Origin of the sequence: Pseudoalteromonas arabiensis (genome assembly GCF_001550155.1) — a bacterium.
GTDB lineage: Bacteria > Pseudomonadota > Gammaproteobacteria > Enterobacterales > Alteromonadaceae > Pseudoalteromonas > Pseudoalteromonas arabiensis.
The window spans coordinates 31,454-49,478 of the sequence record NZ_LRUF01000021.1; the positions used below are offsets into that span (position 1 = coordinate 31,454).

The 18,025-nt window shown below is 39.9% G+C and carries 18 protein-coding genes; 11 read left to right on the top strand and 7 right to left on the bottom strand.

From position 1 onward, the window contains the following. Window positions 1-2: 2 nt before the first annotated feature. From trpCF to PAARA_RS09810, 4 genes are read right to left on the bottom strand one after another with little or no spacing between them, the layout of a single operon-like run. A complete protein-coding gene (gene trpCF, locus PAARA_RS09795) occupies window positions 3-1,367 on the bottom strand; it encodes a bifunctional indole-3-glycerol-phosphate synthase TrpC/phosphoribosylanthranilate isomerase TrpF (protein WP_062568860.1) in 1,365 nt (454 codons plus the stop codon). Beyond that, window positions 1,360-2,379: an anthranilate phosphoribosyltransferase gene (trpD, locus tag PAARA_RS09800; RefSeq protein ID WP_062568861.1), complete on the bottom strand. Its 1,020-nt coding sequence runs from the start codon at window positions 2,377-2,379 to the stop codon at window positions 1,360-1,362. Before trpD ends, trpCF begins: the two co-directional genes overlap by 8 nt. A 9-nt stretch (window positions 2,380-2,388) precedes the next feature. Beyond that, a complete protein-coding gene (locus PAARA_RS09805; RefSeq protein WP_062568862.1) occupies window positions 2,389-2,994 on the bottom strand; it encodes an aminodeoxychorismate/anthranilate synthase component II in 606 nt (201 codons plus the stop codon). Further along, complete coding sequence (locus tag PAARA_RS09810) at window positions 2,994-4,562, bottom strand: anthranilate synthase component 1 (RefSeq protein ID WP_062568863.1); 1,569 nt, start codon at window positions 4,560-4,562, stop codon at window positions 2,994-2,996. Before PAARA_RS09810 ends, PAARA_RS09805 begins: the two co-directional genes overlap by 1 nt. A gap of 445 nt (window positions 4,563-5,007) precedes the next feature. Here PAARA_RS09810 and rnm point away from each other — a divergent pair, with 445 nt between their 5' ends. The 4 genes from rnm to PAARA_RS09830 all read left to right on the top strand — a co-directional run bounded on the left by rnm (window position 5,008) and on the right by PAARA_RS09830 (window position 8,117). Beyond that, a complete protein-coding gene (rnm, locus tag PAARA_RS09815) occupies window positions 5,008-5,847 on the top strand; it encodes an RNase RNM (protein ID WP_062568864.1) in 840 nt (279 codons plus the stop codon). A gap of 9 nt (window positions 5,848-5,856) precedes the next feature. Beyond that, window positions 5,857-6,477 carry an L-threonylcarbamoyladenylate synthase gene (locus tag PAARA_RS09820; RefSeq protein WP_062568865.1) on the top strand — a complete coding sequence of 207 codons (621 nt, stop codon included), beginning with the start codon at window positions 5,857-5,859 and terminating at the stop codon, window positions 6,475-6,477. Window positions 6,478-6,485: 8 nt separating this feature from the next. Beyond that, window positions 6,486-7,322 (top strand): segregation and condensation protein A, encoded by an 837-nt coding sequence (locus PAARA_RS09825; RefSeq protein WP_062568866.1) that lies wholly within the window; start codon window positions 6,486-6,488, stop codon window positions 7,320-7,322. A 207-nt stretch (window positions 7,323-7,529) separates the two neighbouring features. Then, window positions 7,530-8,117 (top strand): hypothetical protein, encoded by a 588-nt coding sequence (locus tag PAARA_RS09830; RefSeq protein WP_062568867.1) that lies wholly within the window; start codon window positions 7,530-7,532, stop codon window positions 8,115-8,117. A gap of 217 nt (window positions 8,118-8,334) precedes the next feature. Here PAARA_RS09830 and PAARA_RS09835 read toward each other — a convergent pair whose 3' ends face one another. Beyond that, window positions 8,335-9,078: a cysteine hydrolase family protein gene (locus PAARA_RS09835; RefSeq protein WP_193988687.1), complete on the bottom strand. Its 744-nt coding sequence runs from the start codon at window positions 9,076-9,078 to the stop codon at window positions 8,335-8,337. Between the two features lie 168 nt (window positions 9,079-9,246). Between PAARA_RS09835 and PAARA_RS09840 the strand changes: the two genes are divergently transcribed. The 4 genes from PAARA_RS09840 (at window position 9,247) to PAARA_RS09855 (ending at window position 11,886) form a co-directional block, all read left to right on the top strand. Then, complete coding sequence (locus tag PAARA_RS09840; RefSeq protein WP_062568868.1) at window positions 9,247-10,155, top strand: AraC family transcriptional regulator; 909 nt, start codon at window positions 9,247-9,249, stop codon at window positions 10,153-10,155. Window positions 10,156-10,251: 96 nt separating this feature from the next. Further along, window positions 10,252-10,617, top strand: coding sequence for a nitrate/nitrite transporter NrtS (gene nrtS / locus PAARA_RS20625; RefSeq protein ID WP_209438183.1), 366 nt, complete (start codon window positions 10,252-10,254; stop codon window positions 10,615-10,617). Between the two features lie 137 nt (window positions 10,618-10,754). Next, a complete protein-coding gene (locus PAARA_RS09850; protein ID WP_062568869.1) occupies window positions 10,755-11,306 on the top strand; it encodes a cytochrome b in 552 nt (183 codons plus the stop codon). A 1-nt stretch (window position 11,307) separates the two neighbouring features. Then, window positions 11,308-11,886, top strand: a complete 579-nt coding sequence (locus PAARA_RS09855) for a YceI family protein (RefSeq protein WP_062568870.1) — start codon at window positions 11,308-11,310, stop codon at window positions 11,884-11,886. Between the two features lie 20 nt (window positions 11,887-11,906). Here the strand turns inward: PAARA_RS09855 and PAARA_RS09860 are convergent, their stop codons facing one another. Together PAARA_RS09860 and PAARA_RS09865 are read right to left on the bottom strand one after the other, a co-directional pair. Further along, window positions 11,907-12,770, bottom strand: coding sequence for a TIGR02285 family protein (locus PAARA_RS09860; protein WP_062568871.1), 864 nt, complete (start codon window positions 12,768-12,770; stop codon window positions 11,907-11,909). 683 nt (window positions 12,771-13,453) lie between these two features. Continuing rightward, entirely contained in the window at window positions 13,454-13,888 is a 435-nt protein-coding gene (locus tag PAARA_RS09865; protein ID WP_062568872.1) for a hypothetical protein, read from the bottom strand. Window positions 13,889-14,161: 273 nt separating this feature from the next. Here PAARA_RS09865 and PAARA_RS09870 point away from each other — a divergent pair, with 273 nt between their 5' ends. The 3 genes from PAARA_RS09870 to PAARA_RS09880 are packed head-to-tail and all read left to right on the top strand — an operon-like array spanning window position 14,162 to window position 17,985. Continuing rightward, the gene (locus tag PAARA_RS09870; RefSeq protein WP_062568873.1) at window positions 14,162-14,737 is read left to right on the top strand and encodes a hypothetical protein; all 576 of its coding nucleotides are present in this window, start codon (window positions 14,162-14,164) and stop codon (window positions 14,735-14,737) included. A 47-nt stretch (window positions 14,738-14,784) separates the two neighbouring features. Then, window positions 14,785-15,726, top strand: a complete 942-nt coding sequence (locus tag PAARA_RS09875) for an acetoacetate decarboxylase family protein (RefSeq protein WP_062568874.1) — start codon at window positions 14,785-14,787, stop codon at window positions 15,724-15,726. A gap of 9 nt (window positions 15,727-15,735) precedes the next feature. Continuing rightward, window positions 15,736-17,985: an NAD(P)-binding protein gene (locus tag PAARA_RS09880; RefSeq protein WP_062568875.1), complete on the top strand. Its 2,250-nt coding sequence runs from the start codon at window positions 15,736-15,738 to the stop codon at window positions 17,983-17,985. The last annotated feature ends 40 nt before the right edge of the window (window positions 17,986-18,025 follow it).

Sequence of the window (18,025 nt, forward strand, 5' to 3'; positions counted from 1 at the left end):
CCTCAATAATTTCTGATATGCGAAAACGCATTTTGTAATTTTGTTTGACACTTTTTACCCGCTGACGCTTCAACGCCAGAATTTAGGTCAAGGCCATTGGCACCGCGATAAAGCGCTGCATGAATATTCTCTGGATTTAAACCACCGGCTAACATAAACGGCACGGTTGCCATCTCAAGCACAGACCAATCAAATGCTTCGCCTGTGCCGCCTTTTTGGCTTTTGCTGTAAGTGTCGTATAAATGGCGATCAACCCCTTCAAGCGGCTCAGGTAACTCGCCTTTAACAGCTTGGGCTTTCCAAATTTCACAGCCAAGTGGTAATTGCTTTCTGAGACTTTGAATATACTCGCTATTCTCGTCACCATGTAATTGCACCGCAGCTAATTTTAAGCTTTGTGCATAATCAACCACTTGTTCAACAGGCGCATTGACAAAAACACCCACATACGCGAGCGGGGCACTTTGCGTTACTTGTTTAGCGCAGTCGATATCGACATAACGTGGCGACTTAGGATAAAAAATTAAGCCACCATACACAGCACCACTTGTGTAGGCTGCCATCGCGTCTTGTGAGCGGGTTAAACCACACACTTTATTTTCACCTAAAATCACTTTACGACACGCGGCTTCTAGGTCACGCTCAGCCATCAGTGAGCTACCGATTAAAAAGCCATCGCACAATGGTGCAAGGCGTTTTACATCATTATGGGTATAAATGCCCGACTCAGAAATAACCACTTTGTCATTTGGGATAAGCTGACGTAAGCGCTCTGTCGTTGCAAGATCAGTACTTAAATCACGAAGGTCGCGGTTGTTAATACCGATAAGGCTTGCATTAAGTGCAAGTGCACGACTTACTTCATGCTCATTACTGACTTCAGTAAGCACCGACATATTTAACGAATCAGCCACTTTATGAAGCGCTAAATAGTGTTCGTCATCAAGGACGGAGAGCATTAATAAAATAGCATCACCACCCGATAAACGTGCTAAGTAAACTTGGTACTCATCAATAAAGAAGTCTTTACAGATAAGCGGCTGTTCTACTTGGCTGCGCACGTACTCAAGGTACTGATAGCTACCTTGGAAGTATTTTTCGTCGGTAAGCACGCTCATACAGGTTGCGTACTTTTTATAAACCGATGTAATTTCGTCTAAATTAAATGGTTCGCGAATAAGCCCTTTTGACGGAGATGCCTTTTTACATTCTAAAATAAATTGCGTGCCTGTTGCTGCTAACGCCGCTTCAAAGTCTCGCTTGGTTGGCACAACATCTCCGATGAAAGACTCAAGCGGGCGCTGTGCTTTTCTTTGTTCTAATTCAATACGTTTGTCGGCAACAATTTTGTCTAACACGTTAGCCATGACTTACCTCAATAATTGCGTTCAATGTGTCCATCGCTTTGCCTGATGCTAATAATTCACTTACCTGATCTGCGGCTAGTTTTAAATCGCTTGCTTTACCGGTTAAATAAAGAAGTGCCGCAACGTTGGCTATAATGGCTGCGTTATGCGCCTCGTCACCGTGACCTTGTAAAATCGCTAAGCTTGCTTTTGCATTATATTCTGGGCCTTGGCCCGCTAGTTGTTCAAGTGAATAGTTTGCAAGACCAAAATCGCTTGCTGTTAGCGTGTATTCGCTCAGCTCACCGTTATTTAACTCAACCACTTTGGTTGTTCCGTGTAAGGCAATTTCGTCAGTGCCTGCACCGTGAACCACCATAGCGCGTTTTGTACCAAGGGTTTTTAAGGTTTCGGCCATTGGTAAACACAGCGAAGCATCATAAACGCCAAGCAATTGCACCTCAGGGGCAGCAGGGTTGGCTAGTGGCCCTAAAATATTAAAAATAGTGCGGGTTTTAAGAGCCGTACGCACGCCCATCGCATGGCGTACACCGCTGTGATAATGCGGTGCAAATAAAAATGCAAACCCTGTATTTTCTAAACAATAGGCAGCTTGCTCTGGGCTCATATCAATATTAATACCCAAGGCTTTTAGTAAATCCGCTGATCCCGAATTACTCGACACACTGCGATTACCATGTTTGACCATGTTAATACCCGCAGCGGCGGCAACAATAGCAGCAGTGGTACTAATATTAATGGTGTTTGAACCATCACCACCAGTACCACAGCTGTCGGCAAGTAAGGTTTTGCTGGTTTGAAATGGCACCGCATTGGCGCGCATTGATGCCGCCGCACCGGCGATTTCATCGCTCGTTTCACCTTTTAGTTTTAGGGCGATAAGTGCAGCAGTTAATTCAATATCATTAAGCTGGCCATTCATGATGGCATCAAACAATGCAGTTGCTTGCGAAAACGATAAATCTTGCTTTGCTAATAATTGGTTTAACTGGGTTTGAGTTGTTGCTTCCATGTTATTCCTCTACTGCACGCGTGCGGTTAAAAATTCAATGCTTTGCTGTAATAGCAATGCGCCATTTGGCGTTAAAATTGACTCAGGATGAAACTGATAGCCAAGGGCATTATCTTGTTGATGGTAAATTGCCATTGGAATAGTCTCATAAGAGGCAATAACTTCCACCTCATCAGGGACTTTGGTTGCCATTAAAGAATGGTAACGAGCAACCGGCATTTTATCGCCCATACCCGCGAATACTGGGTGCTCATTCAACGTAATAATTGATGACTTGCCATGCACAGTTTCGCCTGCATGACCAATAACCCCACCGTAGCTTTGTGTTAGTGCTTGCTGCCCTAAACAGATACCCAGCATCGGGAAGCGGCCTTTACACAGTTCAATGAGTTCCATTAAACAACCTGCATCAGATGGTGCGCCAGGGCCAGGTGAAAGCACTAATAATACAGGTACTGTCTCTTGGCACATTTTGTCAAAGATGCTTTGTGCACTGATGTTATTACGGTATACCACTAACTGGCACCCTAACATAGAAAGTTCATCGACTAAGTTATAACTAAATGAATCAAAGTTATCTAAAAAGTAAATTTTATAGGCTGATGTTATCGTCATTATTGTGCCTCGTAAGTCGATTGAATCGCAGTGATCACAGCTTGTGCTTTAGCGCGGGTTTCATTAGCTTCTGATTGTGGATCTGAATCAAACACCACACCTGCACCTGCTTGCACGTAGGCTGTGCCGTTTTTAACAAAGGCAGAGCGAATAACAATACAGCTATCCATGGCACCATCACCGGTTAAATAACCCACTGCACCCCCATAACTGCCGCGGCGTTTTTGTTCGGTTTGACGAACTAATTCAGCAGCGCGTACTTTAGGCGCACCCACTAAGGTGCCCATGTTCATACAAGCTTGGTAAGCATGTAGCGCATCGAGTTCAGGTTTTAAAGTACCCACAACGCGTGAAACTAAATGCATCACTTGTGAGTAGCGGTCTACTTTTAATAACTCTTTAGCGTGGCGTGTGCCTGGTACGCTAATACGGGCAACATCATTTCGCGCTAAATCAACTAACATCAGGTGCTCAGCACGCTCTTTTTGGTCGTTGCGAAGTTCAAGTTCAATACGGCTGTCTAAGTCTGGGTTAATTTGCCCATTAGCAAACTTACCACGAGGGCGAGTGCCGGCAATGGGGTATACCTCGACTTGTTTACTCTGTACACAATATTTGAGGGCTGATTCGGGTGATGCACCAAATAACACAAATTCTTCATCGCGCATGTAAAACATATATGGGCTTGGGTTTTGAAGTTTTAGTTGGCTGTAAGCATGAAGTGAGTCAGGGCAGGCAAGAGAGAAAGTACGTGATGGAACAACTTGGAAAATATCGCCATCAACGATGTTCTTTTTTAATTTGATGACATGTTCGCAGTATTGCTCGTCGTTAACATCAACAGAAATTGGGTTTGAGCCTGTTTGCTTTTGCCCCTGGTAGCTTTTGGCTTTGTCACATACAGCATTTAAACGCTCTAGCTGTTGGCCGACTTCAAAGCAGTTTGCATGTACATCTGGGCCATTAAACACATTGCCAATCAGCTCAGTTGTCTTCGCTTGGTGGTCAATGACAACGAGCGTTTCAGCTAAGTAGAAAACGTAATCTGGGCAGCTGTTTTCACCGTCAGGCACATCAGAAAGGGATTCGAAATTAGCAACCATGTCGTAGGCAAATACACCGCCTAAAAACACAGAAAACGGATTGTCTGTGGTGCTTTTAATACTATTAATGCAGCTGCGTAGGGCACTAAAAGCGTTATCAGCCACTAATTTACTGGCTTCATCGGTATCACTGGCAATCTCATCGTAGGTTAACCTTAATGTATCTTCTACAAGCTCTACCGAGCAATTTTGCACATGACTTTGTAAGTAAGGCAGTAATTGTTTGCCGTTATTTGACTGTGCTGTGAGTGTGACCTGTTTGCCTTGGCAAACAAGTCGTAGCGCTGAGTCAACCAAAATTAGACTTTTTACACTGTCTTTAGAATCAATTTCAGCAGACTCTAACAGCAGTGAATTAGGCTTATCGAGTAAACTGTATAACGCAAGTGGGCTACTTATGTAGTCACGCACTTGAGTGATACTGGTTACTTCACCCGGTGTCGTTGTTATATGACTAAAAATCAAACCTCATTCTCCCTCATTCCCAAAAACTCTTTAAAAAACAAAACCCCGCGAAGCGATGCTTGGCGGGGTTCGTATAAAGATGCCTATAAATTAGATAGACCCTTACCGTCCCGCTAAGCCAGGCGCCACCACCAGTGATGTGTAAGAGTTGCTATGTAATTCATTATAAAACCTTAAAATTTAGATATAAAAAAACCCGCTACATGAGCGGGTTTAGAAATCGTTAGACACGACAATTCGTCACCCGCTAGTTACGAGTGCCACCACCAAATTGTGATTTGAATTGTTTTGTTCATTTTTGTTGCTTATTTAACGTGTCTGAAAGTGCATACAGTAAAGCGTACCTATGCCGATACTGTCAAGTATTAATTTACCACAATTACTATAAAAATTTTGTTATACTCACATCATTGATTCAAGAACTTACGTTAAGCAGTCTTTCCCTTTGATAAAATACGATTTACATAGCCACACCACATACTCAGATGGTCAGCTATCAGTCGAGCAATTGTTACACCGCGCGGTTGAAAAAAACATTGATGTGTTTGCAATTACCGATCACGACACATTAAGTGCGATAAAACCTGCGCGCCAAGTCATTGCAGATGATAATTTACCGCTTACATTGATTGCTGGTGTAGAAGTATCAACAAAGTGGGAAAGCTTTGAAATTCATATAGTTGGTTTAAATGTTGACGATGACAATGAATCACTGCTGTCACTACTACACGCGCAACAAGCCAAGCGTGAAGAACGAGCAACAGAGATAGGTCGTCGTCTTTCCAAAAATGGTTTTGATGGCATTTATGAGCAAGCTAAAACATTTGCCGAGAATGCACAAATCACACGGGCGCATTTTGCCCGTGCACTAATTGAACGTGGTGTAGCTAAAAACTTCCCAGGGGTATTTAAAAAATACTTAGGGCGAGGCAAAACAGGCTATGTACCAAGTAGTTGGTGCGATATGCAAACGGCAATTGCTGCCATTCACCAAGCGGGTGGGGTTGCCGTTCTTGCCCATCCTGGGCGTTATCAAATGTCGAATAAGTGGCTACGTAAGTTAATTATTGAGTTTAAAGACGCAGGTGGTGATGCGATGGAAGTTGCACAGCCACAGCAAGCGCCGAGTGAGCGCCAGTTTTTAGGTGAACTTTGCCGTGAATATGGTTTACTTGCGTCGCAAGGGTCAGATTTTCATTTTCCGACCAGTTGGTTGGAGTTAGGTAAAAATTTATACTTACCAAAAGATTGCCAAGGGGTTTGGCAAGCATGGGAAGGGCAATAGGAGCGTGTAATGAGTCAGTTTTTTCATATTCATCCAGATAATCCGCAACCACGCTTAATCAGCCAAGCGGTTGATATTATTAAGCAGGGCGGTGTTATTGTATACCCAACCGATTCGGGTTACGCACTTGGTTGCAGCATTGGTAATAAGCAAGCAAAAGAGCGCATCGAACGTATTCGTGGCATTGAAAAACACCATAACTTTACTTTGGTCTGCCGTGACTTATCGGAACTATCTACCTATGCTCGCGTTGATAATCAGTTATTCAGATTGATTAAAAATAACACCCCAGGGCCTTATACATTCATCTTTAAAGGCACTAAAGAAGTACCAAAGCGTTTATTAAACGAAAAGAAAAAAACCATTGGTATTCGTGTTATCGAACACCCAATCACCTGCGCTTTATTGGCTGAATTAGGTGAGCCGTTAATGTCGTGTTCTTTAATTTTACCGGGTGAGCAATATACCGAAGCTGATCCTGATGAAATTCGCGAGCGTATTGAAAAGCAAGTTGATTTAATTATTCATGGTGGGTATCTTCCTGAGCAAGCAACCACAGTGATTGATTTGTCGGATGATGATATCGAAATTCTACGTGTCGGTTGTGGTGATACTAAACCATTTGAGTAGAGACTTCATTGACTAGCCAACCGCTTGATGCGACAGATAATTTACAAGAGCCAGTACAGCAAAAGCTGCCACTGGCTTTTTTGCATGGCAAAGCGGTGGTCGATAAGCCTGAAGACTTATACATTCCACCCGACGCGCTTGAAATCATTTTAGAGACCTTTGAAGGGCCACTTGATTTACTTCTGTATTTAATCAAAAAACATAAATTGGATGTGCTTGAGCTCTCTATTTTTAGTATTACTGAGCAATACGTTAGTTATGTTGAAATGATGAGCGAGTTTCAGCTTGAACTAGCAGGTGAATACCTCGTAATGGCGGCGCTATTAGCACAAATAAAATCACGATTATTACTACCAAAACATGAAGAGCTTGAAGAGGAAGAAGACCCACGAGCTGAGCTTGTAAGACGTTTACAAGAATACGAGCAATTTAAAAAAGCCGCCGAAAATCTTGATGAAATCCCTCGCGAAGGCCGCGATATCTTTGTTGCCGAAGCGCTGGTGCCAGAATTTGCTGAGCAGAATGCCTTGCTACCTGATGTTGATATGAAGGACTTGTTAGTTGCGTTAAGTGACGTTATGGCACGGGCGAAAACATTTGAGCATCACCATATTACCGCAGAGGCCTTGTCTACCCGTGAACGCATGAGTCTTATATTAGATAAACTTTCAGAAGCTCAATCACAATTACCTTTTCACACTCTTTTTACTATTGAAGAGGGGCGAAGCGGTGTTGTGGTAAGCTTTATCGCCATGTTAGAGCTGGTGAAAGAAAACCTGATCAGCTGCTTTCAGGTAGATGCCAGTAGCCAGATTTATGTTGGTTTGGTGGAAGAAAGCGAATAGCTGTAAGCTTTAAGTCAAACAAGTGGCTTGAAATAGAGTTCAAGGTTAGCCCCATAGGAAGCAATTCTGAATCTATCTTTAGTCTTTTACTAAGCTTTTTTAGCTAGTTCTTGTGTTTGAAATCTATAGTTCATGTGAGTCCTTAAATGATGTTAATTTAGAATTTGGTACGTACGAGATACACTAGAATGAAGCTAAGAGATTTAAATGAAAGCCATTGAAAAAGTTACAGTAGTAAAAGAGATATTTCTTATGCTAGCAGCTATCTGTGTTGCTGCTTGGGCTGTTTATGGTACGTGGATTAAACGAGAAGAAAGTATTGCTGAACTTCAGGTTGTTGAGCTCCGACAAAAAACTAACTTAGCGTCTAGTGCACTAACTAATATTAATGTACAACAATTTATGACAGAGGGAGGAGTTGTTTTAGCAATAGGCATCACTCTGGAAAACATTGGCAATGAGGGTGTTCGAGTTTTGCTTGATAATAATTCTATTTTAGTTGCAAAAATGGACTTTAAAGATGGACACGTTACCTACAACGAACCTGTGTATTTAGGGCATTCGAGATATCAAGGTAAAAATAAAATTGCTTTGCCTTTTATTGATATAGGACCTCGTGAAAAATATGATATCTCTTATGCTTATAAGGTAAGCAAGCCAGGAATATATTTGGTTAGATTTCTTTCTACGATGCATAGCAAGAGTATTGACGTGAAGATTGCAGAAAATTTTGGTGAAGGTGATTTCGTAAAATATAGTACAGGTATAGAGCGGATTGTAAACGTGCAAGAGTGATCTGTCTTATAGCTGAAAGTGAATTATCCGAGTATTAAAGAGTAATTCATAGTGATTGGTTTTATCGGCTTAAGTTCTAGACTATAAATTAAACTCTTTTTCGCCCAGATTATGCTGCCGCAAAGAGATTAATTAATATAAAAAATGATGAATGATTTTAAAAAAGGCGATTTTTAAAAGTATCGCCTTTTTAATTTTCGCTACAAGTAAAGTTTGATTAGATTTTTGTCATTAGCTTTACTGTTTCTTTGGTATTTCGAACTGAATTTGCAATCATCCGAAAATTAATTAAAGAAGCTTCATAAGCATTCATGCCTGGCAGAATTGCACCTGCGGTTGCATCTGAAACAACTTGTACTTCAAAGCCTTGCTCCATAAGTTCTCTTAAGTGAGATTCTGTACATAAATTAGATGACATACCTGCAAGTATTACTTTACCGATCCCTCTTTTTCTGAGCTGTAAGACAAGATCGTTAGAGTCAGGGCCGTACATTTTATGAGGGCTGGTAACTATCGTTTCACCATCATTTATGTATTTTTTATATTTTGGTAGCCAATCAGCCCCTGAATTTTTAAATCCATCAAGTGATAATGCATCTTTACGATCAAACATGTTGATATTGTGCATAAGCACTTCTAATGAACCTTGATGTTGCCATTTATGATCATGTGGGTAGTAGTAGTGAGGAGAGATAAACAGAGGAATATCTTTCTTTTTAGCGGTCTTCATTAAAGATTCGAGGTTTTCAACAGTGTTATTTTTCGTGACACTTTCACCCACCACACCCCAAGTAACACCTTTAGGGCTTAAAAAATCCACTTGTGGATCAGTAATAACGACAGCCGTATTACCTCGAGAATACTCCATACCAGGGTTTGGTAATCCATCAGCATAAGCTGTTGAGATACTCAATACGCTCATTGTGATAGCGACACTTAACTGTTTAATACTAAATTTCATAATTACACCTTTTTGTTTACTTGTTTTAGCGCATTTATTATCACTACTAAACGAGAAATTCTTAATGTCTTAGCGTCCACAATTAGTGCTATAGCGCTTTAAGTTGTTTCACTTGCGTATTCAAAAGCTTACTATTTGAATATCGAGTGTAATGACAGGCAAATGTTGATGGATGCATTAAGTGTAGTTTTAAGAGATATTCATTTACGCGGAAGTGTTTATTTTAAAGAGTGCTTTCAATCACCTTGGGGATTGAGCGTAGCCTCAAGTAAAAAAGCTGCTTTTCATATAATTGATAAAGGGAGTTGCTGGTTAAATATTAAAGGCCGTGATGAGCAGATAAAGTTGCTGGCAGGGGATGCTGTTATTTTACCTCATGGTACTGAACATCAGTTATTAGATAATCCTAGTTCTGATTGCCTACCAGCGGCGCAGGTCGTTGAAAAAATTCACAAGGGTGAAAATCCATTCTTAGGGAGTGATGGTCAATTTAATATTGTTTGCGGTTATTTTGAGTTTGATCGTGACTCTAATCATGCATTTGTTGACTCATTGCCAGAGTTGATTCACATCACGCAGGAATATCGGCATAGCTATAGTTGGTTGAACGCCGCAATTAAAATGTTAACAAGTGAAAGTGCTAATAATAACCTCGGAAAAGAGGTGCTTATTGACCGATTGACAGATGTTTTGTTTATTCAAATTATTCGTTGTTATATAGAACATAATAAAGAACAAGAGAATTTTATCGCAGCGCTCAACAGTGGCAGTCTAAATAAAGTTTTGTGTTTACTTCATGAAAGCCCAGAACTAAATTGGACATTAGCTTCTTTAGCAGAGGTATGTAATATGTCTCGTTCAAAATTTACATCCCGCTTTAAAGAGTCGGTAGGCGTTACACCAATGAAGTACTTGCTGGCGAGACGAATGTTCAAAGCAAAGCAGTTAATTAGTCAAACACAGTATTCTTTAACATCGATTTCAGAGATGGTGGGCTATCAATCTGAAAGCTCCTTTAAAAGTGCCTTTAAACAGTTTTTTGGAAAAACGCCCTCTAATTATCGTTCTAAGTTGTGATGATAAAAGCGGTCAGTCTTTTATAATAAATCATTAGGAATAGTTTTTGTGTTTTAAAGGTCATTTAATGAGTCTTTAAACTCACAAGAGCATATCGTGATCAAATCAATTCTATTTTTAAAGGTCGCATTTAACAAAAGAACCTTAGTTACCGGTTTTAAGACTGCCCTTATTGTGGGGATTTTCTTAAACATAATTAATCAAGGCGATCTCATTCTAAGTATGAAATTAGCCGATGTTCATTGGCTCAAACTAGGACTGACCTTTTGTGTACCATTTTTCGTGTCTGTGTATTCTGCAACAATAGCACGTTTAAGGTTTGACCCAGGAACAAGAGCATGGGTTGAAGCGCAGTTAAGCTGTGGCAAATGTAATAAAGTGTCGTTGCATGTACTCAAAAATCACTTAGTTGGTGAATGTAGTAAATGCAGAGACAAAACGCTTTGGTACAAAAACCATTAACACTTTCTATTCAAGGGAAGTTATATCGCTGTGTAAATATGTGCGTAAATGCACAGATGATGTTTGTTTAACGCTATTTTAATTGCAAATAAGCTAGGCTATTCTATCAGTAGGAATAGCGATTTTCGGAAAAGAGTATGTTAAGCAACACTAAAACCAGCTACGGATGGGTAGCAATTGCACTTCATTGGTTAATGGCTCTTGGGGTGTTTGGCCTGTTTGGCTTAGGTGTCTATATGGTTGAGCTAACTTATTATGATGCTTGGTATAAAGGCTCCCTTGATTTACATAAAAGTGTAGGGATTACCTTGGCAGCTGTTTTACTTTTTCGTTTTGGTTGGCGGTTACTCGGTACACAACCTGAGCCGATATCTAATACTAAAACCATGAACTTTATTGCTCACTCAGTACATAAAATAATTTATCTATTACTTATCGTCATTGTTATAACGGGTTATTTAATCTCGACAGCAGATGGACGTGCTATTGACGTATTTAATTTATTTGCTGTACCCGCGTTGCCAGGTTCAATTGCTAATCAAGAAGATATTGCAGGTGAAATTCACTTTTATGCCACATACGGGCTGATAGGTGTTGTTGTTTTACATGCATTAGGGGCACTAAAACATCATTTTATCGATAAAGATAAAACCTTAACTAGAATGATCAAACCACTAAAGGATGATTAATATGAAAAAGTTACTTTTAAGCACGGCATTAAGTGCGGCGTTATTTTCTACTGCAAATGCGAATGCAGCAGACTATGTGATTGATACAGACGGTGCCCATGCATTCGTTACTTTTAAGATTAAACACTTAGGCTATAGCTGGCTGCATGGCCGCTTTAACACTTTTTCAGGTGATTTTAGCTACGATGATAAAAAGCCTGATGCCTCTAAAATCAATGTAACGATTGAAACAAAGAGTATTGATTCTAACCACGCTGAACGTGATAAGCACCTACGTGGTAAAGACTTTTTAAATGTAGATAAGCACCCAACAGCGACGTTTAAAAGTACTTCAATTAAATTTGACGAAGAGGGTGATGAAGCTGATGTAACGGGTGAATTCACTTTAAATGGCGTCACTAAAACGATTACCTTTGAAATTGATAAAATAGGTGAAGGTAAAGATCCATGGGGGGGTTACCGTGTTGGTTTTGAAGGTGAAACAAGCCTAAAACTTGCTGACTACGGCATTGATTACAACCTTGGACCTGCATCTACACATGTGGATATTGGTTTATTTATTGAAGGTGTTCGTAAGTAACATTGTTTTAAAAGTGCCGCTTAATGAGCGGCACTTTCATTTCTATCCTTGAGCCTTTTCTCTAAAATTGGTTTTAAATTATCAGGTAACCAGCGCACTAAAATATCGTGATATTCTTGTGTATGTGCGATTTTTTCTAATGCAACATCTAATTGGCTAATAATGTGCCGGCCTTGTTCATTATTGGTGCAACCAATAAACCCCTCACTTAACTTGGGTGCCTCCGTAAGAGTGAGTTGTGTTAGTTTGTCTTCGAAGCCCATTGAATGAGCTAGATAATAGTGCTCGCTTGGATAACCCAATAGAATATCAATGCGTTTTTTACTTAGCATGTAAGTAAGGCTCGCTAAAGTATCACTGCCTGGGCGAAATATTATATTGGCATCATGATTGGTGTTTATCACGTCATCAATACTTTTACCAAACGAGCGGCTCATAGATACCCCAAGTGCAAGGTGGTTATCATTTAGCAGAGCTTTTAAAGAAATTGCTTTACTGGGGTCTAAATCGAGCGCTTTAATTAGCTCTTTTCGTATGGCTATTGATGGGGATAATCCAATTGTTGAGGTATGAGAGCTAAAAGCAATGTGCTGTTTACGATGCTCATTTTGATACAACGACAACATACAGTAATTGTTTTGTGGATTCGAAAGTTCGTGTATCACACGACTCGACGGATAAAGGGTATGTGTGAATCGATAATCGGGTAACGCTTTTTCTATCATTTTCATGACACTTTCGTCCCGTCCAGTACCTTCATAACGGTCATTCATGATGTAATAGGGTGCGAAATCAACGACTACCCATTGAATGGTTTTTGTTTGTTTTTCGGCGAATGAAGCTGCACAAAAAAAGAATAGTAAAAGAACACAGGCACGGCGCATCTTACTACCTATTAATAGTTAAAAATATAAGTGTAGCAGGGTTTTAGCTCAATGCAGAGAAGTAAAAACTAAAACGCCAGCAGAGCTGGCGTTTTTCGGTTTAGTTGGCTTTTAGCCATTTCACAAATTGGCGGGCATCACTGGCCTTTTGGAAAATGGCGTTTTTCAAGCCTTGCGTGTCACTAAAAATTACACGCTGTTTGTTAACCGATATTGACTGCACAGGATGTGCAATTTGGATCAGGGACCCATTGTATTTATATGACATAATAAAACTCACTCTTTCTGTTTGTCAGATTCTGTAGAGCTTTAAAGGCAGTTAAAAAATACAGTCTGACATTTGTTGTCTTGCGTACAGTGTTGACTAAGTTTGTGACAGTTTGGTGATAATTTTGAAATTCATCAAATTGTCATTTGGTAACACGACGTCGCAAGTATTTATACGAATATGCGGGAATTACTGGATCAAGGTAAGGGGTTAACCGCGAGGTTTCTAAAAACCAGACAACTAGACTACTTCACGAATGTTTTTTATGCAAGCTTTATTTTTAAAAAAATCTACTTTAAATAGTGGCTTTTAATGTAGTGCTATAACTGCGTTATTTTTAAGGGAAGTGCTCGTTTACTCAAACTATAAAAGACAAGCAAATAGACGTATTTACTTGTCTTTTAAATGTTTGCTGTTAATTAAGTACTTTAATTTGCTCAACTGAGGATACGTCTACATGAGTTTGGTAATAGTATTTATTTGTAGCTCGTCCTTGTGAGATGAAGTCTATTGTCACGCGTTTTGCTTCTCCCGTGACTTCTATCTCTTTATCGATAAAAAATGTCTCCGGAGATTCACCATATTTTTTAGTGAGTTCAGGTACAATTTTATAGTTTAAGGCAACTGTAATTGACCTTCTATCACGGTAATCTTTTTCAGTGTTTAAAAAGACGTCACCGCTGTGTTTTCCGGCGGCTTTAATGTGAAATTTAAATGTGCCTTTAATACTGTCAGGCGCACTCTCTTCACTCAAGGCTATCACGTCCATGGTATTACTCGTATCTATTCGTGAGGGTGATGAGCTACATGCAGCCAATGCTAATGTAGAGAGTAAAAGTAAGTATTTCATATTTAACTTCCTTGTAAGTGTTTAAATGATGTTTATTGGGTACAAATCGGCAGTTAGAGTAATTGTTCAATATGTCAAAAGCAACAGGATTATCTTTATTTATTAATTAGTTTTATGCAGTAGTCAGCAAAGGTCTCTACAGTCTTTCAAGTTAATCCATATCAATTTGAAGGGGATAGCTTGCCCAGGTTTAATATAGCTGGATGTTTTTTTGAAACAGGCGTATTCTAATCGGGACAATAAAAATAATAGTTTTAAGAAAGAAGTAGATTCATGAATTACCTCTTGGTAACAGACATTTTTGGTAAAACTGCTCACCTAACACAGCTTGCCCTGCAGCTTAAAAATCGAGTTAGAATGTGCGACCCATATATGGGGCAAATACAATTGCCAACAAATGAATCAGCCCAATATCAGCACTTTTTGAATGAGTGTGGGCATGACACCTATTTCGAGCGTGTCCACTTTACATTAACAACGATAAAACGTCCTACAACGATTATTGCTTTTAGCGCAGGAGCATCAGCAGCGTGGCGAGCACAAGCAGAACTACATAACCCTTTTATAAAGCAGCTCATTGCTTTTTATCCTTCGCAAGTGAGACACCACCTTTCGTTGAATGCGAATATACCTTGTCGATTTATTTTTCCTCACAGCGAAGCGCATTTTGATATCAAGCCTGTGGTGGCAGCTTTAAACGAAAAGGAACGGGTAGAGTGCAGTATAAGTGAATATGCGCATGGCTTTATGAATGCTTTATCTGAAAATTTTGATTTAAATGCTTATAAGTATTTTACCTCGCACTTACTTGCAAATGAGACAAGCTCAGCGCAATCAATACCTAATTAGAAAATCTGGTCTATAGTCATTACTAAATAATAATTAAAGTAATTACTATGTCTACAAATCAAACATACAGCCACTTTTTATCTAACCCTGTAGCTAAACCTCCATGCAGGATGCTCAATGCGAACATGTATGGCTTTTTTGTTTCCGCTTCTGAGCAAAAAATGCAGCATTATGTCGATCTTACGCTTAATAAACTTGCCAATGACTCGACAACGTTTAATGTTTTAGGGGAAACCTGCTTACTCACATTCACCGATATTGAAAAAATATCGTCACTTGCAGCACCTTTTTCTGAACATGGCTGGATGCAGGAAACGGATATTATCATTTGGTTGCCTGTCGCTAAAATGTTACATGGCGATATTAGCTATCTGTATTGGTACCCTGCATTTATTAGTGTGAATAATGTTTATGCGCTGATCAATGGTCGTGAAACATGGGGATACAATAAATATCTGTGTGACTATGAAATGCCCAGTAACATTGATGATAGCGGGCGATTCTCAGTGTCCTTGCAGTGTTTTGATAAGTTTTCGCCTGACTCCATGTTAGCTCAGCATGAGTTGCTCACTATCACGCGAGTGATAAAGCAAAAGCCCGAGAGTTTGTTAGATAATGTGGGGCAATTTGCAGAGCGTGTCGCCTCGGTTTTAAGTGATGACTACACAGGGATTGATTTATCATTGTTAAAGCAATTACTTGATGGTTTCATTCATCCTCAAATGGACCAAATTTTATATAAACAATTTCCTGATGGTGAGGGTGAAAATTCTGTTTATAAAGCTGTTGTCCACTCACCCTCAGTGATAAAAAAAATTCATCAGCTAACGCTTTTAAAAAATGATTACAGCCTTAATGTTAATTTTTTAGCGAGCTTTCCGCTAAACGATATGTTTGGTATTGCTCTTGGTAAGCAAGCTGTACACCTACCGTTTTATGTCAGCATGGACTTTGATCAACTTGGCGCAACTGAAATTTTATCTGCGTAAGGGAAGAGTATGCAAAAAGAAAAAATTACCATAGTGGGTGGAGGAGTAGCTGCAATGACAGCTGCAGTTTACTTAACTGAACAGGCTGATTGGCAACAAAAGCGTGAAATTACAGTTTATCAACAAGGTTGGCGATTAGGTGGCAAGGGCGCGAGTGGGCGCAATAGCCATTTTGCAGAGCGTATTGAAGAGCATGGATTGCATGTTTGGTTTGGTGCATATGTAAATAGTTTTCGTACTTTGCAAGGAGTGTATAACTCATTAAACAGGCCAGCTACACGTCCACTTGCTACATGGCAAGAAGCATTTAAACCCCATAGCTTTATTGCCCTGCAGGAGTACATTGATAACGAGTGGCAAACGTGGCCAATTGATTTTCCGACAGTTGCAGGCAACCCAGCAGATGGAAGTTTAGACATCACTGTGTGGGATTTTGTAACCATGACTTTGGCTTGGTTAAAAAAGTGGACTGAAGACATCGAAGAAATATGCGAACAACATCACGCTGAAACAAGATTGGTGACAAAAAAATCGCGGGATCAATCATTACTTAAATACATGTATCAGAAAATTAAAACTGATATTGATCATACCCTAAGTAGTACTAAGCAATTTATTAATGATATTGAGTCAGATGCTGGTGAGATTATCTCAAGTCCTCGTTCACTATTGACGCATTTACTGCAATTTTCTTCGCAACAAACAACGCACACCGACACACAAGCCGATCGTTTAGTTATCTGGTATATCGTACGAAAACTGAAACGTTGGTTTAAAGCCCAAGTGATTGACTTATTGGATGACAGCCCAGAACTACGTCGACTTTTTATTAGTGCAGATTTAGCGATTGCAATGCTAACAGGGCTTATAAAAGACAAAGTTTATCGTGATGGTTTCGCCGTTATTAATTGTTACGACTTTCGACAATGGCTTGAGAAAAATGGCGCGAATAAAGCCTATAGTGTGAACTCTGCGCCAATCAGAGGCTTTTACGATTTGGTTTTTGCTTATCCAGATGGTGATTTTAATAAACCCGATGTTGAAGCGGGTGTGGCTGCACTTGCCATGTTGCGTATAGGTCTTTGTTATAAAGGCGGGGTAATGTGGAAAATGCAAGCAGGTATGGGAGATGTGATATTTGCACCAGTGTACGAGCTTTTGAAAAAACGGGGTGTGAAATTTAAATTTTTCCATCAACTCACCAACCTTGAAGCCGGTCAGGACACACAGGGTAAGGCGGTCGTTTCAAAGGTTGAGCTATGCCAACAAGTTAAGCTGGCAGTAGGAGAGTATGAACCTTTAGTCGACGTTAAAGGTTTACCGTGCTGGCCAAGTGAACCTATTTTTTCACAGATTGAGCCAAGCCAGGCTCATTTACTTCAGGAATACCAAATAAACCTAGAGTCTTTCTGGACTTCTTGGCCTGAGGTGTATGAAGAGCAGTTTAAGAAACCTCTCCCTAGTATTAAATTAACTCATGGGGTCGATTTCGATATACTTATTTTAGGCGTATCAGTTGCGTCACTTGAGCACCTTGCCAGTGAGTTAATTGAGTTAGATAGCAATTTAGCAAAGCAATCGCAGCAGGTAAAAAGTGTTGCTACGCAAGCTTGTCAGGTATGGCTAAATAAAACTGATCAGCAGTTAGGGTTTGATTACAGCGTACTGAGTAAAGAGAAGCCAATTCTTAGTGGTTTTGTTGAGCCATTTGATACATGGGCAGCGATGGCTAATTTAATCGATAAAGAAGACTGGCCAAAACATAATGCCCCTGTAAATATCGCTTACTTTTGTAGTGCACTGAGCTGCAATAGCTACCCAGCAGCAACAAATCATCAGTTTCCAATTAAAATGAAAGAAGCTGTTAAAGCGAATATGAAAAATTTATTTAACCTTGATATGTCAGCCTTATGGCCAAACGCTTACGACAGTAATAATCAGTTTGATTGGCAAGTTTTTTTTAATGACCCAAGCAGCATTTTACCTGTATTCGAGCAACAGTACTGGCGGGCAAATATTGACCCGAGTGAGCGTTATGTTTTGTCGGTGACAGGGTCTAGCCAATACCGCTTAGCCACGGATGGTACCATGTTTAATAATTTAAGAATTACAGGAGACTGGATTAAAACAGGTGTTAATGCGGGCTGTGTTGAAGCGGCTGTGATGGCCGGAATGCAAACCTCAAGATCGTTATGCGGTTATCCAGAAATTATTAGTGGTGAGTATGCATTTGAAAAAACAGATAAGAGCATTAAATGAGGGCTAAATAGTTTGATATTTCACAAATTATGTGTGAATT